A 20057-nucleotide genomic window follows, 5' to 3' on the forward strand; every position below is an offset into this window, starting at 1 on the left:
CCGAGGCGGGGACTTTTGACATCGCCGACCGTAGAACGCGAGGTGATACCGGACATCGGCGCCGTTTTCGGGGCGTACACCTACCTTGCGACCGAAGTATTGTGGGGTTCGATAGCGGTAGGACTCCTCTATCGTGCCCGGGCGTTCGCGGTGGCGGCCCGTACCGTCGCGATACTCTACCCCGTCGCGTACGTCTGGGACTGGTACACGCTCCATATCGGCGTGTTTGCCATTCCGTTACGGACCGGCGTGGAGTTTCTGGGTATCCCAATCGAGGAACATATCTTCATAGTTGTAGTTCCGGCGCTCGTCCTCGGTATCCACGAGAATCTCCGTCTGACCGACCTTCGGGGTGATTCGGCCGAAAACTCGGCCTAAGGAGGGGCTAACGCCAGACGGCGCGGGGTTGTCCCGCTCGCGGAACGGAGCGAAACGGTAAGTAAGGGGTAGTTTCCGGGGGGTAAACGGTGAATAACAAAGGCTAATCCCGGCGATGTGTCTAATCCATGCTGGGTTACGAGCAAGGGGTGGCACTTTAATGAGCGCCATTGGTGATTCATCGGGTGCCGGAAGCAGTGATTCCGACGAAACTACCGGACAACAGGGCAACACTGTTGCGACGAAACAGGTCGCCGACGTCACCGACGCCGAGTCGGAAACCGAGGAAGTCGCCGACCTCTCGCGCGACCTCGTGTTCGACGTCCTGAAGAACCGGCGCCGGCGCTACGCCCTCCACTACCTCCGACGAGCAGAAGAGACGGTCCAACTATCCGAACTCGCAGAACAGGTCGCGGCGTGGGAGAACGACACCACGATCGACGCCATCTCCGCGGCCGAGCGCAAGCGCGTCTACACCGCGCTCTACCAGTCGCACCTCCCGAAACTCGACGACGCTGGCATCGTCGACTACAACCAGAACCGCGGTATCGTCGAACTCTCCGGCGCGGCCGAGCAGCTCGATGTCTACCTCGACCTCGACGCCAAGCCCGACATCGCCTGGAGTAACTGGTATCTCGGTCTCGCGGTGGGCGGCATCGGCCTGCTCTCGGCCGCGTGGCTCGGGCTTCCGCCCGCCGCGCTGATGGGCGACGTACTCGTCGCGGCCCTCATCGTCGTCGCCTACGCGGCGGTGGCGGTCGCGCACACGTACTACTCGCGCCATGCGTCCACGTCGGCCGAGGCGCCGCCGGAGATTCAGGAGTCCTGACGGATGGAGCGGTCGGCACCCTCGGGTGACCGACCCGTCGGACCGGGTGCGCCGACGGGCGGTGACGGGACGACGAGCGACGGGTCGACGGGCGGGCGCGGGGCGTTCACGGGCGAACGCCTCGCGACGCCGGGCGTCCAGTCGCTCGTCCGAACTCCCTCGGGCGCCGACCCGCTGTCGGCGCTCCCCGAGCGTGCCTACGACAACCTCCTCGTGGTCGCGACGCGCGACCATCCGAACAAGATAGAACATCGCCTCGAACGGGCGGGCCTGGACGGCGCCGGCGTCGGCGTCGTGCCGGCGATTCCCGCAGCGACGGAGTATCGGGGCGACCTCTGGACGACCGATCCGGTCCGACCCGACGACCTGACCGGCATCGGAATGCGGTTCTCGGACGCCGTGCGCCACGTCGAGGAGGACGCCGGCTGGGTCTTCGTGGACTCGCTGGGGGTCCTCCTGATGTACGCCGACGACGACCGGGTGTGTCGCTTCTTTCAGACGCTCGTCGGCCGCGTCCGGGCGCGAGGTGCCCGCGGCGTCTACTGCGTCGACCCCGCGGCGGTCGCAGACGAAACCTACGAGCGACTGCGGGGACTCTGCGACGCCGAGTGCGAACTCGCGTAGCGGCTCGGTTGGGAGCCGCTGAAACGCTTCAGGGACGACCTGAACGCGTTCCGGCGTCCGTTTTGCACCGTTTCACGGGGAGCTATCGCTTTCGTCGGGGATTATGGTGGCGGCGCGCCGACCGGAGCGTATGCCCTCCGCGAACCGCCGTCTCCTCCTCACCTCGCTCGGGTCGGTCGCCGTCGGAAGTCTAGCTGGATGCACCGGCGTCACGTCCGACGAACTACCCGCGGGAAGTCTCCGGTTCGAGAACGAACACGAACTCCCCCACGTAATCGCGATGCGGGTCACCGACATCGGTTCCGGACCCGGCGACGGTCCCGGCGCGGTGGTCGGTCACCCGAGCGTCGTCCCTGCCCAACGAAACCTGAGCGCGTCGGCGTCCGTCGAACCCGGCGAGAGCAAGACCTACGAGGGCGTGTTCACCGAACCCGTCTGGTACGCCGTCCAGTTCACCGTCGACGGTCGGAAACCCCACGAAGAGACGTGCGCGACGGTGTTCCATCCCGCTCCCGCAAACGAGAAGGACGGGACCTTTCTGTCGGGGAAGGTCTACGACTCGGGCGAGTTCTCGTGGGTCGTTAGTAGCACCGAGAACGAGGGTTCGTTTTGACTCGGCCGCTCGACTGTCTGTCTCGCGTATGCGCCGTGTCGGCCGGATGTGTTCCGCACCGGCCCGGAACAAGAGTTATGTGACCGCTCTGACAGCGTAACACGTATGGCTCGAATGGAGGTAATCTTGACGAACAACTCGCGCATCGGCGCCATCGCGAAAGTCGAGGAGGGGGAGAACGGCATCTTCCTCCACCGCGACACCGGCAACGTCATCGAGAAGGTCGGATACGTCCCGTACAGTTCCCTCTCGCACGTCCGTCCGGTCGAAGGATAGCGCTAGAATCTGCAGTTCGCTCACTCTCCGTTCTGCGGGTAGCGGTATACGGATTTTGACCGTCAGAAGAGTTCGACTCGACCAAAATTGGGTGCAAACGAAGCGACGCTCGCCGTGAAATCTCGCGGAAAATCGTAGTGGGTTTGGGCAGATTTGAACTGCCGGCCTCCTCCATGTCAAGGAGGTGTCATAACCAACTAGACCACAAACCCGTGCTGTTGCGGTCCTCCTCGGACGCATTTCATCGTTGACCGCGGGTGTAATTGAAGCTTTCGAATTCGAGTGCAGTCCGGCGGTTTGGCGGTCGACCGACCCCGAAAGCACCGCTCGGTCGCTCTCGACGCCCGGACGCCGGTCTTGCGCTCGTGGCCGACCCACCGTCCGAATATCCACGTTGGCGGCGACACCCTTAAGTTGATGTACGGATGTGTTCATTGTAATACGAAGAAGTACACTGGTGACTTCAAATGCAGGAACACATCGAACGCGTCTCCGACGGACGAAACCTCTCGCTCGAATCGGCCCGAGACGCCGCCACGGCCGTCTTCGAGGACGCAACCGAGGCCCAGATCGGCGCACTGCTCGCCGCCCTCCGCGCGAAGGGCGAGACCGAAACCGAAATCGCGGGCTTTGCGCAGGGGATGCGCGACGCCGCACGGACCATCGACCCGGACCGCGCGCCCCTGGTCGACACCTGCGGCACCGGCGGCGACGACTACGACACCATCAACGTCTCGACGACCAGCGCCATCGTCGCCAGCGGCGCGGGCGTCCCGGTCGCCAAGCACGGCAACTACTCGGTGTCGTCCTCCTCGGGGAGCGCCGACGTGCTCGAGGAACTCGGCGTCGAGGTCGACGCCGAACCGCCGGCGGTCGAAACCGCCATCGAGGAGGACGGCATCGGCTTCATGCTCGCGCCCGTCTTCCACCCCGCGATGAAGGCGGTCATCGGTCCCCGGAAGGAACTCGGCATGCGGACCGTGTTCAACGTCCTCGGCCCGCTGACGAACCCGGCGGGCGCCGACGCCCAGATCGTCGGCGTCTACGACCCCGACCTCGTGCCCGTCCTCGCCCGGGCGCTCGCCCACATGCCGGTCGAGAACGCGCTGGTCGTCCACGGCTCCGGCATGGACGAGATCACCGTCCACGACGAAACCGCCGTCGCGGAAGTGCGCGGCGACGACGTCGAAGAGTACGTCATCGCGCCCGAGGACCTCGGCGTCGGTCGCCACGACATTGCCGACGTGGCGGGCGGGACGCCCGCGGAGAACGCGAAGGACCTCCGGGGCATCGTCGGGGGCGACGTCCGCGGCGCGAAGCGCGACATCATCCTCGCCAACGCCGGCGCGGCCGTCTACGTCGCCGGGGAGGCCGACTCCCTCGAAGACGGCGCCGAGCGCGCGGCGAAGGCCATCGACGACGGCTTGGCCGCCGACCGACTCGCCGAACTCCGACGGACCGTGACGGCATGACGCGGGTGAAGATCTGCGGCATCACGAGCCGCGAGGACTTGCAGGTCGCCGTCGACGCCGGCGCCGACGCGGTCGGCCTGCTCGTGGACGTGCCGGTCGAGACGCCGCGGGAGATCTCGCCCCGTCGGGCGGCCGACCTCGCGGCCGAGGTGCCGCCGTTCGTCTCGACGGTGCTAGTGACGATGCCGGGGACGCCCGACCGCGCGGCCGAACTGGTCCGCGCGGTCAACCCCGACACGGTTCAGGTTCACGGCGACCTCGGCCCCGGCGACCTCGCGTACCTCACCGCGAGCGTCGAGGCCAGCGTCGTCAAGACCGTCGACGCGACCGAACTCGACCGCGCCCGCCGTTACGACGACATCGCCGACGCCCTGCTGGTCGATTCGGTCGACGATGACGGCGCGGGCGGAACCGGCCGCACCCACGACTGGGAGCGGACTCGCGCCCGGACCGCCGACCTCGACTCGCCGGTCGTGCTTGCGGGGGGCCTCGTCCCCGAGAACGTCGCCGAGGCCGTCGAGGCGGTCGACCCCTTCGCCGTGGACGTCGCCAGCGGCGTCGAATCGACCGGCGGTCGCAAGGACGCCGACGCGGTCGCGGCCTTCGTCGAGAACGCGAAGCGCGCTCGCCGCACTCCGACGCCATGACCGGTTCCGATTCCCACGGCGACGCCGACGCGACCTCGGCGGGCGACGCGACGCCGGGTCGCGAGCGCTTCGTCTCGTACTGCGAGGACGACGAGGCGGTCGTCGTCCGAACCGCCGTCGAACTCGACGTCGAGACGACGCCGCTGTCGGCCTACGCGGCGCTCACCGGACGGTCGAGCCCCGCCGACGCCGCCGAGTACGCGTTCCTGCTGGAGAGCGCCGAGAAGACCGCCTCCAGCGACCCCGACGGCGCGTTCGAACCCGGCGCCTCGGGCGACCGCCACGCCCGGTACTCCTACGTCGGCTACGACCCCGACGCCGTCGTCACGGCCGACCCCGGCGACATGCACGTAGAGTCGCTCGGCGGCCGGAACGCCGAGTACGTCGACGCCGAGCGCGACGGCGACTGCCTCGACGCGCTCCGGACTGCACTGCCGGACGCCGAGCGCCGGGGATTCCCCGAGATGGACCGCCAGCACTTCGAGGGCGGCCTGGTGGGCTTTCTGGCCTACGAGGCGGTCTACGACCTCTGGCTCGACGAGGTCGGCCTCGACCACCCCGACTCGCGGTTCCCGGACGCTCAGTTCGTGCTCAACACGAAGACCCTGGCGTTCGACCACGTCGAGGAAACCGTCTCGCTGGTGTTCACGCCGGTCGTCGGCCCGGACGACGACCCCGAAGCGGTGTACGACCGACTCCGCACGGAGGCCGACCGCGTGGCCGACCTGCTCGCCGCCGCCGACCCGCCCGAGACGGGCGGGTTCGTCCGGGAGCGCGAGACGGCCGGGCCGCGAGCAGACTACGAGGAGGCGGTCCGCCGCGCCAAGGAGTGCGTCCTCGACGGCGAAATTTACCAGGGCGTCGTCTCGCGCAAGCGCGAACTCGAGGGCGACCTCGACCCGCTGGGGCTCTACGAGTCGCTCCGGGCGGTCAACCCCTCGCCGTACATGTACCTGCTCGGCTACGACGACCTGACGGTGGTCGGCGCGAGTCCCGAGACGCTCGCGTCGGTCCGGGGCCGGGAAGTCGTCTCGAACCCCATCGCGGGCACCTGCTCGCGCGGGGCAAGTCCGGTCGAGGACCGCCGACTCGCCGGCGAGATGCTCGCCGACGGGAAGGAGCGGGCAGAACACACGATGCTGGTCGACCTCGCCCGCAACGACGTCCGGCAGGTCAGCGAGTCCGGCAGCGTCTCGGTCGAGGAGTTCATGAACGTCCTCAAGTACAGCCACGTCCAGCACATCGAGAGCACCGTGACCGGGCGACTCGCCGAGGGGTACGACGCCTTCGACGCGACCCGAGCGGCGTTCCCCGCCGGCACCCTCTCGGGCGCGCCGAAGATCCGGGCGATGGAGATAATCGACGACCTCGAACCGTCGCCTCGCGGCCTCTACGGCGGCGGAGTTGGCTACTACTCCTGGACCGGCGACGCCGACTTCGCCATCGTCATCCGGACCGCGGTGGTCGAGCACCTGCGCCGGCGCTCGGACGACGACTCGGGACCGACCGACCACGTGACCGTCCAGGCCGGCGCGGGCATCGTCGCCGACAGCGACCCCGGCGCGGAGTACGAGGAAACCGAGAAGAAGATGGGCGGCGTGCTCGCGGCGCTGGAGGCCATCGAGGAACCGCCCGCGCCGGAGGTGAGACGATGACCCGCGTGCTGTTCGTGGACAACTTCGACTCGTTCACGTACAACTTAGTCGAGTACACCAGCGAGTTCGCCGACACCGAGGTCCTCCGCAACACTGCGAGCCTCGCCGACGTGCGCGAGGCCGACCCGGACGCCGTCGTCGTCTCGCCCGGCCCCGGCCACCCCGAGAACGACCGCGACGTGGGCGTCACCCTCGACGTGTTCCGGGAGGTGAGCCCGGACGTCCCGACGCTCGGGGTCTGTCTCGGCCTGGAGGCCGCCGTCTACGCCTACGGCGGGTCGGTCGGCCGCGCCCCCGAACCGGTCCACGGGAAGGCGTTCCCCGTGGACCACGACGGCGAGGGCGTCTACGCGGGCCTCGACCAGGGGTTCCGGGCCGGGCGCTACCACTCGCTGGTGGCGACGGAGGTCCCCGACTGCTTCGACGTGACCGCGACCACCGAACACGGGGACGACGAACTCGTGATGGGCGTGCGCCACCGCGAGTACCCCATCGAGTGCGTCCAGTTCCACCCCGAGAGCGTCCTGACGGCGGTGGGTCACGACGTGCTCGAAAACTTCCTCGACGGCGTCGCGTAACTCGCTACTTCTACAGTAGAGAGGAGCATGGTTCCCTCGTTCAGTTTACGGAGTGAACGACGTGGTAGGTACAGAGCGTATGTTCCTCAACGGGCATGGTGAGCCTCTAACTGCTGATCGCCACTACGGGCTAATCACATGCACTGTCCTGATAATCGATTGCCTTTGGTCCATAGATGATGATGATGTGAAGAGGGGCGTCCGGACAACTCCCTCCGGTCCAACTATATGGACGGGAGTAAGCCGAACCGAGTTTGGTGGTGATCGAGAACGTACCCGAAGCAGATAGTTCAAACGTCCTGGCTGAACCGGATTCTAGCTCGAATGGCTCGTTTATCAATCTCTTCTCGGAGTCCTCTTTCGAAACCGTGAGGACCACACTATGTCGGTTCTCTCCGGCGTTGTGGACTTTGAGAGTTTTCGGTCCGTCGCTACCGATGAGGCCTCGTGCGCCACACCCGGCTAATAGGGTGCTAAAACCACCAGCGGTAGCCGTCAGGAACTTACGGCGCTTCATATTGTACGCGGGTTAACGTTTCGGCATAAGCCTTGAGGACGTCACAGGACGACGACGAAGACGTACAGCGCGCCGACGACGAGGACGGCGACCGACAGCAGTCGCCACGCGAGGCGCAGGAGCAGTCGCCCGACGAACACGAAGACGAACAGTGTCACCAGCGCGACCAGTAGCTGGCCGGTCGCCGTCTCGGTAAGGGTCGCGAGCGGGGAGAGCGCCATACCCGGACCATGACGGAACGGGGGCGTAAACGTGTCGGCCGTGGGAGGAGACGTGTCGGGAGGGAGACGAACGTCAGACGCCGAGAAACCGCCGGACAAGACGGGTTTAAGCGCCGGTTACTCAAGTGTCGGACAGCGAGCTGACCACTTTCGGTTCGGTCTACATACTCTTATTACCCTCCGGGCCTAACCTACGGAACAACCACGGAGAGTCGCGAATCCGCCCGTTCGTCTCGGTCGGGGGAACGTTCGCGACCGACGATAATTTTGAGAAGAGGCATCACAATTCAACTAAAGTTGCAGTAGTGCAACTCGGTCAGCAAAGACTATAATGGAGGCTTCAGAATGAACTCGCCGTCACGAATGAATCGCGCCACACCAGTTGCAGGACCGGAAATCGACGGACAGACGGGCGAGGTGACTCGCGCATGAGCGGCGCGGGCGAACTCACCGCCGACGACCTCACGCTCCCCATCAAGCGCACCGAGGGCGAGACGCTGGAGGAGCGGCTCACCGGCAACGCCTACCACAACATCCTCCCGGCTCGGTACCTCCGGAAGAACGCTGACGGGAATCTCATCGAGGAACAGGAGGACCTGTTCCCGCGGGTCGCGAAGAACATCGCGCTAGCCGAGGCCGTCTACGAGGCCGACCAGCGCGACGCGGAGATCACGGTCACGCCCGACCAGCTCAAGCCCGACCACCCCCGGCGAGACGAACTCGCCGCCGAAGTGTTCGGCAAGGGGACCACCACCGACGACGACGCCGAGGCGACGCTGTCGGTCTACAACGTCAACAAGTTCTCCTACGAGACGGTCGTCCCCGAACTCCCCGAGGATATTCGGTCCCACGTCGAGGACGTCCGCGAGGAGTTCGAGGAGATGATGTCGGACCTCTCGTTCATGCCGAACTCGCCCACCCTGATGAACGCGGGTGACGAGCTCCAGCAGCTCTCTGCCTGTTTCGTCGACTCGCCGGGCGACGACATCACCGACATCCACCAGACCGCCAAGGAAGCCGCCGAGGTCTTCCAGTCGGGCGGCGGCATGGGCTACGCCTTCTGGAAGCTCCGCCCCTACGGCGACGCGGTGGGTAGCACCGGCGGCATCGCTTCGGGCCCCATCACGTTCATGCGGACCTACGACCAAATGTGCGAAACCATCGCGCAGGGCGGCGCCCGGCGCGGCGCCCAGATGGGCGTCATGCGAGTCTCCCACCCCGACGTCATCCAGTTCATCCACGCCAAGAACAAGGACGTCAGCCTCGCACACACCCTGAAGCTCAACGACCCCGACGACTACACCCACAACTCGTTCAAGGAGGCCCTCGAAGAGGCCCGCGAACTCATCGACGAGGAAGGTCGGGTTCCCAAGCACCTCCGGAACGCCGCCGAGGGCCACCTCTCGAACTTCAACATCTCCGTGGGCGTCACCGACGACTTCATGGACGCACTGAAGAACGGCGAGGAGTTCACCTTCACCAACCCCCGCACGGAGGAGCCCCACGTCGCCACCGAACACACCAAGGAGATGTACGAGATGTTCGGTCTCGGCGACCACGTCGAGGTCGGCGAGGAGCTGTCGATCCGGGCCGACCTCATCTGGGACCGAATCATCGAGGGCGCCTACGAGAACGGCGAACCCGGCGTCATCTACCTCGAGCGGGTCAACAAGGAACACTCCTTCGACGTCGAGGAGCACCCCGACCACCGCATCCTCGCGACCAACCCCTGCGGCGAGCAGCCCCTCGAGGAGTACGAGGCCTGCAACCTCGGGCACATCAACCTCTCGACGCTCGCGGCGACCGACGCGCCCGACTGGCGTGTCTGGTACGACGAGCACGGCGACGAGTACGACGACTTCGGCCAGGCCGTCGACGCCTTCCTCTCGGAGGCGATGGACTGGGGCGAGTTCGACCACCGCATCGAGTACGGCACTCGCTTCCTCGAGAACGTCGTCACGATGTCGGACTTCCCGGTCGAGAAGATCGAACAGAAGGTCCGGGAGATGCGCAAAATCGGCCTCGGCATCATGGGGCTGGCCCAACTGTACATCCAACTCGGCGTCGAGTACGGTAGCGAGGCCGGCAACGAGATCGCCGGTCAGCTGATGGAGTACATCAACCACGAGTCGAAGTGGGCCTCCCACGAACTCGCCGAGGAGCGCGGGTCGTTCGACGACTGGGAGGACAGCAAGTACGCCAACCCGACCGAGTACCGCGAGTGGTTCGAGAAGCAGACCGGCCTCAACGCCGACAAGTGGAAGGAGGGCTTCTCGGTCCGGAACCACAACACGACCACCATCGCGCCCACCGGCACCACCTCGATGGTCGGCAACACCACGGGCGGCTGCGAGCCCATCTACAACGTCGCCTACTACAAGAACGTCTCCGACGACGTCCAGGGCGACGAGATGCTCGTCGAGTTCGACGACTACTTCCTGCGCGTCCTGGAGGCCAACGACATCGACGTCGAGGAGGTCAAGCGCGAGGCCCAGGACCAGATGGCGAACAACGAGTTCGACGGCGTCGAGGGCCTGGAAACCGTCCCGGACGCCATCGGCGAACTATTCGTGGTCACGGCCGACCTCACCGGCAAGGAGCACGCCGCGGTCCAGTGCGCCTGCCAGCAGGGCGTCGACTCGGCCATCAGCAAGACCTGCAACTTCCCGAACGACGCCAGCAAGGAGGACATGGCCGAGGTCTACGAGTACATCTACGACAACGGCGGCAAGGGCGTCACCGTCTACCGCGACGGCACCCGGAGCAAGCAGGTGCTGACCACCCGCGCCGACAACAAGGACTTCGCCGACGAGGGCGAGGCCGCCGCCGCGCTGGTCGAGCAGATCGACGAGGTGTTCGGCGGCTTCGAGAGCTTCCTCGACAACGAGGAGGTCCGCGCGGCGTTCGACGCCGAGATAGAGAGCCTGCTCGCGGCCGCCGACGGCGAAACCGACCTCGGCAAGAAGCGCCCGCGGCCCGACGTGCTCCACGGCATCACCCAGCGCATCGACACCGGCTACGGCAAGCTCTACGTCAACATCAACGAGGACGACGCCGGCCGGCCGTTCGAACTGTTCGCGAACATCGGCAACTCCGGCGGCTTCACCGCGTCGTTCACCGAGGCGCTCGCCAAGACCATCTCGACGGCGCTGCGCTCGGGCGTCGACCCCGAGGAGATCGCCGACGAACTCCAGGGCATCCGGAGCCCGAAGGTCGCCTGGGACAAGGGCGAGCAGATCAACTCCATCCCGGACGCCATCGGCACCGCGATGCGCCGGTACCTCGACGGCGACGTGAACAAGGCCTACCCCCAGCAGCAGAACCTCACCGAAGTCGAGGAGGAGGTCGGGGAACCCGCGACCGACCCGAACCGCGAAACCGACGGCGGGAGCGCCGCAGCCGACGGCAAGGAGGCCGACCAGCAGGACATCATCGCCTCCGGCGAGAGCCCCGAGTGCCCGAGCTGCGGGTCGCTGTCGCTGTACTACTCCGAGGGTTGCAAGACCTGCGAATCGTGCGGCTGGTCCGAGTGCTGAACGGTCGTATCGCGGCCTGAACCGATTTCCGTCTTCTTCTCTCTTCGCCTTCTTCTCGTCTTCTGGTCAACCGCCGCGACGCTCCGTCGGCCGGAGATATTAGGTCGGTCGATAGCATACACCACGGTCGATTATGCAACCGAATGGGGGAACTGACGTCGTGGGTCGTTCGACTCGAACCGCCGAGGAGCCGTTCGCGTGGTGGGGATGAGCCGACGGGTTCGACGTGGATTCGTGCTCGTCGTCGCGGGACTGGTCCTCGTCTCGGTCGCCTTCGGCGTGAGTTGGGCGGTCGCGCCCGACGCCAACAGGGTTTCGCAGGCGGCGAATCCGAACAACACGAGCGTGCTGGTCGGCGTCCAGGGGCCGGGACCTAACGGGAACGTGACCGCGCTCGACGGGTACGGGAACGTCCAGTGGAGCATCGGTAACATCATCAGCTACCAGAGCGTCGAGCGCCTCGACAACGGCTCGGTGCTCGCGTCGTTCGCCGCGGGCGACTACCAGAACTGCGGGCCGTACGAGTCGCCGTGCAAGCGCACCGGCATCCGAATCATCGACCCCAATCCACAACCCCGCGTGGTCTACCAGTGGAGCTACGCGGTCCGGACCCGCGAGGACAGCGAGGTACACGACGCCGAGATGCTCCCGTCGGGTAACGTGCTCGTGGCCGACATGGAGTACGAGAGCATCTTCGTGCTGAACCCGAAGACCCGCGAGCGCGTCTGGACGTGGAACGCGAGCCAGCACTACGACGCCCCGGCCGACCCGACCAAGCACGACTGGCTCCACCTGAACGACGTCGACCGCATCGGCGAGGGGCGCTACCTCGTCTCGATTCGCAACAAGAACCAGCTCCTGATCGTCGAACGCGGCAAGGGCGTGACCGAGGTCATCAACGAGAACAGCGACCCGGGCGTCCTCGACAAGCAACACAACCCCCACTGGCTCGGCGAGGGCGCGGTGCTAGTCGCCGACTCCGAGAACCACCGCATCGTCGAACTCCACGAGAACGAATCGACCGGAAAGTGGGAAGTGTCGTGGGCCGTCTCGAAGGTCGGCGGCCTCCACTTCGACTGGCCGCGGGACGCCGACCGCCTGCCGAACGGTCACACCTTCGTCACCGACAGCCGGAACAACCGCGTGGTCGAGATTACCCGCAACGGGAGCGTCGTGGCGAGCTACACCGTTCCCTCGCTCCCCTACGAGGCCGACCGGCTCCCGTACGGCGAGAGCGCCAGCGGGAACGTCGCCGCGTACGCGAACCCCCGGTCGACCGCCTCCGCCCCGCTCGGCGGCCAGGTCCCGGTGCTCTCGACGCTCCTCGCCGGCGCTCGCCACGTCGTCGCGCTCCCGTTCTGGGTGTCCGAGATCCACGTCGCGGCCGTCGGCGTCGCGGCCCTGCTGTGGCTCTGGGGCGGGTTCCTGCTCGTGCAGGAGGGCGTCCAGCGAGCGTCCGGCGGTCCGGGCGTCGCGGGGGAACGATAATCGAGAAAGAGTGATGACGCTCGCGCGGCGTGGTGAGCACATGGGCGACGAAACGGACGGTCGGCGCGGGGACGAGGACCGCGGCCGAACCGAGGCCAGCGGTCGGCCCTGTCCTCTCTGCGAAGAGCCGATGTACCACCGCCATTGCAAGTACGTCTGCCCGCAACACGGCGTGGTCTACGATTGCTCGGACACCTTCTACTGACTACTTCATCGTCACCCACGTCAGGAACGCGAGCGCGACGAGTTGCATTCCCCGGAGCACCAGCACCGCCCACTGGACCGTCGGGTCGCCGGAGTACAGCATCTTCATGCTGAAGAAGAAGTAGAGGGCAGTGACGTTCTCCGCCAGCATGACCACCGCGAACGCCAGGAGGCCGGCCACGAGCGACGAACGGAACTTCCGGTAGTTGCGGACCCAGACGGCCGTCAGCAGCCCCAGCAGGACGATGTTGACCACCGCGAGGCCGCTCGCGAGTTGTATCGAACTCATCGGTGCACCTCCGGGCGCATCTCGGTCGTTCCGGCGTTCGTCCCGGTCGTTCTCGCGTCGGCGAGTCTCTCGGTGCCGGCGACTCTCTCCGTGGCGGTGGCGCTGTCGTGCGTGCGGTGCTGGGCGCGTGGGTCGGTCATTCTATTTGCTCCATTATTTCCTCGAAGGCGTCGCGGTGCTGTTCGAACTGGTCGGTGAGGAAGTAGAGTTTCCCGTAGGAGTTCTCGCCCGGTTCGACCACGCCGTGGTCGGCGAGCATGTCGAGGTGGTGGCGAACCGTCTTGTACCGGACGTCGAGCGTTTCGGCGAGTTGATTCGCGTTTTGCGGGCGCTCGGAGAGGGCTCGAATGATTCGCGCGCGGTTCTCGCCGCCGCGGGTCGCCGTGAGCAGGTACCAGAGCGCCTTGTCCATCGGGCGTTCACTCGTGTCTGTGACATGGAGGGTTGATATAACTACGGCTCGACGCGCCGACTGACCCAGCCGGTCGGCCCGCTGGGGAACGCCTGCCGGCGTTTCTTCGGCTGGAGCGTCCCAGTGCCGTCGGTGGCCCGGACTACGACCTCGTGGGAGTCGCTGGCCTCGTAGGTGTGCTCCCACTGGCGCCAGACGTCGTTGTCAGACTGCGTCTGGCCGCTCGTCGAGCTTCGCTCGGCGGTGTTGCCCGGAAGCGGTTCCGAAAGGTTCGCCTCCGTCCACGAGTCGCCGCCGTCGGTCGAGACTTCCACCTTCCGGATGCCCCGCGTGCCCGCGTAGGCGTGGCCGCCCACCTGGACTTTGCCCGCCTCGGGGCGGTTGATGGCGTGGAGCTTCGCCACCGTGTTGACCGGGCCGGTGCCGTGCCAACCCCGCTTCTCCCAGTAGCCCTTCTGCTCCTGTTCTAAGACCTCTATCTTGTCGACCCACTTGACGTTGATCTCGCCCCAGTGGCCCGGCACCAGCAGTCGCACCGGCGCGCCGTGGCCCCGCGGGAGCGGGTCGCCGTTCATCTCGTAGGCCAGCAGGGCGTCTTCGAGCGCCGCCAGCGGGAACTCCTCGAAGTAGTCGTCGACCGCCCGGACCATCACGCAACACTGGTCGGGGAGTTCCTCCCACTCCAGGAGGTCGGTCACGGGCACGCCGGTCCAGAGCGCGGTGTCCATCTTCTTGCCGTTCAGCCCCTCGCCGACGCACCGGAGGGTCATGAACCGCCGCTCGGCGGCCATCCCGGTGAGGTCGTCGTAGTCGAACTCCCGTTGCTCGGGCACGGCGCCGGTCAGCGCGAGCGTCCAGTCGTCGGGGTCGACGACCGGGTTGACGCTGTTAATGTCGACCTGGTAGAAGTTCCCGCTCACGAGCCCTTCGAGGCCGTCGACCGCGAGCGACTTCGACTCGGCCTCCGAGAGCAGGCCCGCGACGTCGGGTGAAGCGGTCCCGGGTTCGGCGTTCGAGTCCCGACTCGCGCTCGGGGCCTCCGTGGCCGGGGCGCGCCGGCGACCGAGGACGACGCCGAGGCTGCCGATGCCGAGCGCGGCGGCCACGGCCCCCAGGACGCGCCGTCTGGCGGGCGAGGACGACGCGTCGTCCTCGCCCGCCCCGCCGCTCTCGCCGGTCCAGCTATCGCTTAGTCCACCAGCGAGTCGAGCGAGTCCGACGACGACGCCCGCGGCCACCCCGGCGACGACGCCGGGGACGGCCGCGCCGGTCAGCGCGAGCGCCACCGCGAGGCCGGCCATCGCCGCGACCGGCGCGGCCGGGACCGCGGCGCGGTCGGCCAGTTCGACGGCGACGAGCGCCGCGACGCCGAACAGTCCGGCCGTGAGCACGAGCGCCAGCAGGAAGCTCAACTGGTGACCAAGGTCGCCGAGTACGCGAATCGACCAGGCGACCACCGCGCCCGGGGTGAGTCGGACGACGAGGGCGCTGACCGGCGCGGCGGCGAACGCCGGGGTGAACCCGGCCGCCGCGTACGACCCGGCGACGGACGCGACGCCCGCCGCGAGCGCGACGACGCCCTCGCCGACCGTCGGCCGGCCGCGTCCGTCGTCGCGGGTCACGTCACGACCTCCGTCGGACCACCAGGACGGCCCCCAGTAGCGCGACCACCGCGGCGCCGACGCCGAATCCGGGCGCGAACGCGCTCGCGCCGCCCTCACCGTCGGTCGTCTCGTCGGCCATCGCGGCCTCGCTCGTGGCGTCGTCCATCATCTCGGTCGTCCCGTCCGACATCCCGTCGGTGGTCGACCCGTCGGACATCCCGCCGTCCGGGCACGCAGTGGTCGTGGCCATCCCGTCGTCCATCGTGGTTTCGGTCCCCATCATCGTCTCGTTGCCCATCGACTCGTTGCTCATGGACTCGTTCATCGAATGGGTGGTCGTTCCGCTCATCGACCCGTTGGCCATCGACTCGTTGTTCATCGACTCGCTCATCGTGGTCTCGTTGGCCATCATCGTCTCGTTGCCCATCGTCTCGTTCCCCATCCCGTCCATCGTGGTCGTCTCGCCGGCCATCTCGTCCATCGTGGTCGTCTCGCCGGCCATCTCGTCCATCGTGGTCGTCTCGCCGGCCATCTCGTCCATCGTCGTCTGGCATTGGACGGTCGCCTGGTCCGCCGCGCCGCCCGCCGCGGCGAGCGGTGCGAGACTGACCGTCAACACGACCATCGCGACCGTAATCGGAGTTGCTGAGCGCATACGTCTACCGGCGACGGACGACGTAAAAGGGATTTTTCGAACTCTCGCCCACTTCGTTCCGACTCGGACCCACTCCGTTCCAAATCTCTTCCAGTATCGTGACGCTCCCCGAAAACGGAATCTAGTGGTCGAAGATGCGCCGACGGTCGGCGACTACCCGCCTCGCTCGGGCGCGGTCATCGCCCGGTAGGCGGGGCCGACGAGCAACGCGACGGCCACCGCGCCCGCGGCCGCGATGAGCTCCCACCCGACCGCGTCCAGCCCCGAGACGGTCAGGTTCTCCAACGAACTCCCGGCCAGCACGGCCGCGACCGTCCAGGGCACCTCGCCCAGCGCGGTGCCCGCGACGAACGCAGGCGTCGAGACGCCGGAGAGCCCCGCGGCGGCCGACACCGGGTCGGAGGGCGCGGGGGCGAGTCGCGAGGCGACCATCCCCCGCAGGTCGCCGGTCGCCGCGAAGAATCGCTCGCCGGTCGCCGCGAGGCGGGCGACGGGTCCGGTACCGCTCCCGAACCGGCGCGCAAATAGGAACGGCAGGAGCGCGCTCGCGGTCGTTCCGGCGAGCGCGACCGGGAAGCCGACCGTCGGCCCGTAGCCGTATCCGGCCACGACGGCCACGAGCGTCGTCGGCCACGCCAGCAGGGGTCGGACGAGGTAGACTCCGGCGAGCAGCGCGCCGAAGACGAACGGTCTGTCGGCGACCGCTCGAACCGTCCCGAGGAGGAAGTCGGGCGAGGCCAGCAGGCTCGCCGCCGCCACGACCGCCAGCAGGGCGAGTCCGCCGACCTGCCGGCGCACAAAGTCGGTCATCGGCGGCGGTTCGCCCGCCCCCGTTAACTCGCTTTTGGGTCGGCGCGCAACCTTTAATCCGCTCGGCCGTCCACTTCGACCGATGGCCGACGACGGCGACGCCGGCGAGCAGGGCGACCTCTCGGAGTTCGTCGCGACGAGCGAGGAGTCCGACGACTCTCGAGACGCAGACGACGCGAGCGGAACGCCGCCGGACACGGGCGACGCAAACACGACTTCTCCCGACGCGGTCGGGTCGGCCGCGGCCGACCCTGACCCCGACCCCGTGGAACTCGGCGTCGAACTCCTCTCGAAGCTCGAACACGAGGAGCTGTCGGTCGCCGACGCGGTCGATCGCATCGAGACGGTGACGACCCACCCGTCGACCACCCGGACGATACTCGACGAGGCCGAGAAGCGCGGCCTCGTCGAACGCGAAAACGGCATCATCAGACCGACCGGTGGCGGCGGGTTCGTCAGCTTCCAGAGCGAGGTCGTCACCAAGGAGGGCGAGTTCTCGTGTCGGCGCTGCGGCGCGAGCATCTCGACGGGCTACTTCATGAAACTCGACGCCGGCGAACACGGACCGTTCGGCCCCGAGTGCATCCGGAAGGTCACCGGGCGGGACTGAGCGCGGTCCGCTCCGCGTTCACCGACCGCGCCGGAGTTCGTCCACCAGCGTTTCGAGCGTCTCCTGCTGGCGAGCGAGCAGTTCGTTATGGCGCTCGACCGCCTCGGCCAGCGCGTCGAGTCGGGCCTCGGTGTCGCCGTCGTCGAAGTCCGAACTCGCGGGCTCGAACCCCGAGTCGGCGAAGCCGCCGGTTCCGTCGGCCGACTCTCCGGGGTCGGCAGCCTCGCTCGCGTCGGACTCGCCGTTCACCTCGGCCGTCTCGGTCGCCGCGGTCGTTTCGGTCGCTTCGACCGTCTCCGTCGCCGAGACGGGCGAATCGGCGGCGGCTGCCGACTCACCGGCCGCGGATCGCGGGTCGGTTTCCCCGGAGTCGGCTTCGGTCGCGGCCGTTCCGCGATCTGCGCCGGCCGAACTACCTGCGGCGTCGGACCCCGCGGCGTCCGAGTGCGCGCTCGACGCGGGTGCGCTCGCCGAATCGGCCGACTCCGCGCCGGTCGACGCTTCGGCTCCCGCTTCCGCGTTTGCGTCGACGGCGCGCTCGCCGGTCGTCACGCTCACATCGTCCTCGATGATGGCTCCGCTCTCGTCGAGTTCGGGCGGGTTGGCCTCGATGGGGTCGACTCCACCCGCGAGCGGGTCGTTCTCGTTCGGAACGTCGGCGTCGGCCTCGCGCTCGGCTTCGGCGTGGTCCTCGGGGTCGGCGTGTTCGCGCGCGAACTCCTCGTAACTGGCCATGCCGTGGTGGGCCAGTAAGGCGCGCTCGATGCGCTCGCGGACCTCGCGGGTCTGGTCGCTCGGCGTCTTGATGCGCTGGGGCCGCCCGTCGACCTCGATGATGATCTGGGAGGAGACGCTCCCCTCCTCGACGTCGAGGGCCGTCACGTCGGCGAACGGGAACTCCTCGTAGTCCTGGTCCCAGACGGCCGCGCCCACGTGCTTGACGACGCGCTCGCTGGTGATGACCAGCGTGAGTTCACTAAACTGGTAGGTCTGCTTGACCGTCTCGTCCGACCCGGTGACGTCGGCGGCGTTCAACACGCCCGCCAGCACCGGGTGGAGCGCCTCGTAGAGGCGGTTCGTGGGAATCTTGAACTTCTGACTGCCGTCGATGCCGTAGTCGAGGGCGATGGCCGACTTGCGCCGACCCTCCGAAACCTCGATTCGCTCGGCGTCGTGGGCGTACGATTCGACCGACTCGTCGCTCAACAAGCCGTCCGCGCGGTAGATGAGGGTGCGGGTCGGCGTCACGAAGAGGGCGTCTTCGCCGCCCAACGAAACCTGCGCCGCGACCTGTTCGCCGTCGAGCCGGGACTGTACGATACCGGGAACGCTCATGTGCAGGTATCCTGACCCCCCCGGCTTAAAACCGCCGGGTGGTCGGTCGCCCCGCAGACAGGTACGTCCGAGGTCACGTCGCGTTCGGGCCGGCGAAAACCCGTGCGTCCCGGTGGCGTACCCGGGGAAGATGAGAACTTTAAAGGGTACTACCCGCTTACGACGAACTGAGCCCGGGTGGCTTAGCTGGACATAGCGCCGCACTCATAGGGTTACTGAGATTCGGTGCTCAGGCCTTGGAAGCCTCCCCATGTCCGCGAGGCCCGCCGAGCCTCTAACCTGGGACATGCGGAGATCGAGGGTTCGGAGCCCTCCCCGGGCATGTTCTTCCGACGCTTCGACCTAGAGAGCCTCGCTCCTCTTCGGTCGAGATTCTCCGCCCCGACATCCGTCGAAATGCCACCGTCCCGTAGCCTTCGGTATCGATATCGCCGTCTCGACTCACTCGGTCGCGTCTCGACGTTTGAGTTCGTCACGCGCGTACGATGGTGGTTCGGCCGTCGCTCGACGGACGTTCATTAGTGGTGGACGGTCGACAGTTGTGACAGGTACCGCCAGAAATTAATGCTCAGTTCTGACAGTTTCGGTAGGCAACGGTTGATTACCGAGTTCGAAACCGAATTACGGCCTCGTTTCGGCGGTCGCGGCTCGACGGAGAAAAACGATTAGATGCCGTTTTAAATTTTAAAACGCCTTCTCGACGCTTCGTGAAAGGTTACGGTTCGTGAGAGTTTTCGGTGAACTGAAGTGAACTCTCGCTAACGCTCGGCCCATTATATGGTGTCGGGGGTCTAAGATGCTATCGAGGCCGAGGTGTCCTCCCAATGACCGAATCCCTCCAAAACGAAAACAAGTCCGCTATCGGTTCCCCTGCTGACGCCGGTGAAGCGACCGCAGGGCGTCACAAGCTCTCGCAGCTGTTCGACCGCTACCACGAGCACTCGCTCACGACCCCGCTGGAAGTCGCCGGCTTCTGGACGGCGGTCGTCCTCCCGTTCCTCTACATGCCGATGCTCCTCACCGGTATCGACGCCGGGAGCGGCGAACTGCTCACCTTCTTCGGCCTGCTCGCCCTCAACCTCGCCGCGCTGATGGTCGGCCACGGCCACAAGCGCGACTGACCCCTCGTTCGACTCTCCACCGCCGTCACTCCGGTCCCCGACGGCCCTCCATCCCGCCGCCCGTCTCCGCCCGCTCGGTCCGGCGATTCTCCCGCTTTCGCTTCTGCACTCGTCCTTCCGACGGACTCCATCGCTGCGCCCGCGTCCGAATGAGTGCGTTTAATTCGACGCCCCGACGACGAG

23 protein-coding genes and 2 tRNA genes are annotated in these 20057 nt (G+C 67.0%); 15 read left to right on the plus strand and 10 right to left on the minus strand.

Translation table 11 applies throughout. From position 1 onward, the window contains the following. The first annotated feature begins 42 nt into the window (after positions 1 to 42). The 5 genes from NGM07_RS06420 (at position 43) to NGM07_RS06440 (ending at position 2720) form a co-directional block, all read left to right on the plus strand. Positions 43 to 378, plus strand: coding sequence for a lycopene cyclase domain-containing protein (locus tag NGM07_RS06420; RefSeq protein WP_253518539.1), 336 nt, complete (start codon positions 43 to 45; stop codon positions 376 to 378). A gap of 160 nt (positions 379 to 538) precedes the next feature. Further along, a complete protein-coding gene (locus tag NGM07_RS06425) occupies positions 539 to 1207 on the plus strand; it encodes a DUF7344 domain-containing protein (protein ID WP_253518541.1) in 669 nt (222 codons plus the stop codon). Positions 1208 to 1210: 3 nt separating this feature from the next. Next, positions 1211 to 1831 (plus strand): DUF7504 family protein, encoded by a 621-nt coding sequence (locus NGM07_RS06430; protein ID WP_253518544.1) that lies wholly within the window; start codon positions 1211 to 1213, stop codon positions 1829 to 1831. A gap of 130 nt (positions 1832 to 1961) precedes the next feature. After that, positions 1962 to 2444: a hypothetical protein gene (locus NGM07_RS06435; RefSeq protein WP_253518546.1), complete on the plus strand. Its 483-nt coding sequence runs from the start codon at positions 1962 to 1964 to the stop codon at positions 2442 to 2444. Between the two features lie 105 nt (positions 2445 to 2549). Next, positions 2550 to 2720 (plus strand): hypothetical protein, encoded by a 171-nt coding sequence (locus NGM07_RS06440; protein WP_253518548.1) that lies wholly within the window; start codon positions 2550 to 2552, stop codon positions 2718 to 2720. A 138-nt stretch (positions 2721 to 2858) separates the two neighbouring features. Here the strand turns inward: NGM07_RS06440 and NGM07_RS06445 are convergent. Beyond that, positions 2859 to 2932: transfer RNA gene (locus NGM07_RS06445), tRNA-Val, on the minus strand. Between the two features lie 255 nt (positions 2933 to 3187). Here NGM07_RS06445 and trpD point away from each other — a divergent pair. From trpD to trpG, 4 genes are read left to right on the plus strand one after another with little or no spacing between them, the layout of a single operon-like run. Further along, complete coding sequence (trpD, locus tag NGM07_RS06450; RefSeq protein WP_253518550.1) at positions 3188 to 4192, plus strand: anthranilate phosphoribosyltransferase; 1005 nt, start codon at positions 3188 to 3190, stop codon at positions 4190 to 4192. Then, positions 4189 to 4839: a phosphoribosylanthranilate isomerase gene (locus tag NGM07_RS06455; RefSeq protein WP_253518552.1), complete on the plus strand. Its 651-nt coding sequence runs from the start codon at positions 4189 to 4191 to the stop codon at positions 4837 to 4839. Before trpD ends, NGM07_RS06455 begins: the two co-directional genes overlap by 4 nt. Then, the gene (gene trpE, locus NGM07_RS06460; protein ID WP_253518554.1) at positions 4836 to 6494 is read left to right on the plus strand and encodes an anthranilate synthase component I; all 1659 of its coding nucleotides are present in this window, start codon (positions 4836 to 4838) and stop codon (positions 6492 to 6494) included. The genes NGM07_RS06455 and trpE overlap by 4 nt, the downstream gene beginning before the upstream one ends. Continuing rightward, the gene (gene trpG, locus NGM07_RS06465) at positions 6491 to 7072 is read left to right on the plus strand and encodes an anthranilate synthase component II (protein WP_253518556.1); all 582 of its coding nucleotides are present in this window, start codon (positions 6491 to 6493) and stop codon (positions 7070 to 7072) included. Before trpE ends, trpG begins: the two co-directional genes overlap by 4 nt. Positions 7073 to 7202: 130 nt before the next feature. Here the strand turns inward: trpG and NGM07_RS06470 are convergent, their stop codons facing one another. Both NGM07_RS06470 and NGM07_RS06475 read right to left on the minus strand, forming a co-directional pair. Beyond that, positions 7203 to 7589: a hypothetical protein gene (locus NGM07_RS06470; RefSeq protein ID WP_253518558.1), complete on the minus strand. Its 387-nt coding sequence runs from the start codon at positions 7587 to 7589 to the stop codon at positions 7203 to 7205. 41 nt (positions 7590 to 7630) lie between these two features. Beyond that, positions 7631 to 7810 (minus strand): DUF8029 family protein, encoded by a 180-nt coding sequence (locus tag NGM07_RS06475; protein WP_253518560.1) that lies wholly within the window; start codon positions 7808 to 7810, stop codon positions 7631 to 7633. Between the two features lie 428 nt (positions 7811 to 8238). Here NGM07_RS06475 and NGM07_RS06480 point away from each other — a divergent pair, with 428 nt between their 5' ends. The 3 genes from NGM07_RS06480 to NGM07_RS25440 all read left to right on the plus strand — a co-directional run bounded on the left by NGM07_RS06480 (position 8239) and on the right by NGM07_RS25440 (position 13039). After that, positions 8239 to 11346, plus strand: coding sequence for an adenosylcobalamin-dependent ribonucleoside-diphosphate reductase (locus NGM07_RS06480; protein ID WP_253518561.1), 3108 nt, complete (start codon positions 8239 to 8241; stop codon positions 11344 to 11346). 207 nt (positions 11347 to 11553) lie between these two features. After that, positions 11554 to 12834, plus strand: a complete 1281-nt coding sequence (locus NGM07_RS06485; protein ID WP_253518563.1) for an aryl-sulfate sulfotransferase — start codon at positions 11554 to 11556, stop codon at positions 12832 to 12834. A gap of 40 nt (positions 12835 to 12874) precedes the next feature. Further along, a complete protein-coding gene (locus tag NGM07_RS25440) occupies positions 12875 to 13039 on the plus strand; it encodes an HVO_2523 family zinc finger protein (RefSeq protein WP_253520260.1) in 165 nt (54 codons plus the stop codon). Here NGM07_RS25440 and NGM07_RS06495 read toward each other — a convergent pair whose 3' ends face one another. The 6 genes from NGM07_RS06495 to NGM07_RS06520 all read right to left on the minus strand — a co-directional run bounded on the left by NGM07_RS06495 (position 13040) and on the right by NGM07_RS06520 (position 16808). Further along, positions 13040 to 13327, minus strand: a complete 288-nt coding sequence (locus NGM07_RS06495) for a DUF8036 family membrane protein (protein ID WP_253518565.1) — start codon at positions 13325 to 13327, stop codon at positions 13040 to 13042. It lies immediately after the preceding gene. Further along, positions 13324 to 13467, minus strand: coding sequence for a hypothetical protein (locus tag NGM07_RS06500; RefSeq protein WP_253518567.1), 144 nt, complete (start codon positions 13465 to 13467; stop codon positions 13324 to 13326). Before NGM07_RS06500 ends, NGM07_RS06495 begins: the two co-directional genes overlap by 4 nt. Further along, on the minus strand, positions 13464 to 13739 hold the full coding sequence (locus tag NGM07_RS06505) for an ArsR/SmtB family transcription factor (RefSeq protein ID WP_253518569.1): 276 nt from the start codon (positions 13737 to 13739) through the stop codon (positions 13464 to 13466). Before NGM07_RS06505 ends, NGM07_RS06500 begins: the two co-directional genes overlap by 4 nt. 41 nt (positions 13740 to 13780) lie before the next feature. After that, on the minus strand, positions 13781 to 15361 hold the full coding sequence (locus NGM07_RS06510) for a molybdopterin-dependent oxidoreductase (protein ID WP_253518571.1): 1581 nt from the start codon (positions 15359 to 15361) through the stop codon (positions 13781 to 13783). A gap of 1 nt (position 15362) precedes the next feature. After that, complete coding sequence (locus tag NGM07_RS06515) at positions 15363 to 15998, minus strand: PGF-CTERM sorting domain-containing protein (protein ID WP_253518573.1); 636 nt, start codon at positions 15996 to 15998, stop codon at positions 15363 to 15365. 153 nt (positions 15999 to 16151) lie between these two features. Further along, a complete protein-coding gene (locus tag NGM07_RS06520; RefSeq protein ID WP_253518574.1) occupies positions 16152 to 16808 on the minus strand; it encodes a TVP38/TMEM64 family protein in 657 nt (218 codons plus the stop codon). 265 nt (positions 16809 to 17073) lie between these two features. On the opposite strand from NGM07_RS06520, the gene NGM07_RS06525 reads away from it, so the two are divergent. Beyond that, positions 17074 to 17418, plus strand: coding sequence for a DUF5830 family protein (locus NGM07_RS06525; protein ID WP_253520159.1), 345 nt, complete (start codon positions 17074 to 17076; stop codon positions 17416 to 17418). 18 nt (positions 17419 to 17436) lie between these two features. On the opposite strand, the gene NGM07_RS06530 is transcribed toward NGM07_RS06525, so the two are convergent. Next, positions 17437 to 18753 carry a DUF7115 domain-containing protein gene (locus NGM07_RS06530; protein WP_253518576.1) on the minus strand — a complete coding sequence of 439 codons (1317 nt, stop codon included), beginning with the start codon at positions 18751 to 18753 and terminating at the stop codon, positions 17437 to 17439. Positions 18754 to 18924: 171 nt separating this feature from the next. On the opposite strand from NGM07_RS06530, the gene NGM07_RS06535 reads away from it, so the two are divergent. Continuing rightward, positions 18925 to 19075 (plus strand) — tRNA-Met (locus tag NGM07_RS06535). A 502-nt stretch (positions 19076 to 19577) separates the two neighbouring features. Continuing rightward, positions 19578 to 19874: a DUF8028 family protein gene (locus NGM07_RS06540; RefSeq protein ID WP_253518578.1), complete on the plus strand. Its 297-nt coding sequence runs from the start codon at positions 19578 to 19580 to the stop codon at positions 19872 to 19874. Positions 19875 to 20057: the final 183 nt, after the last annotated feature.

It is taken from the genome of Halorussus vallis, assembly GCF_024138165.1.
Lineage (GTDB): Archaea > Halobacteriota > Halobacteria > Halobacteriales > Haladaptataceae > Halorussus > Halorussus vallis.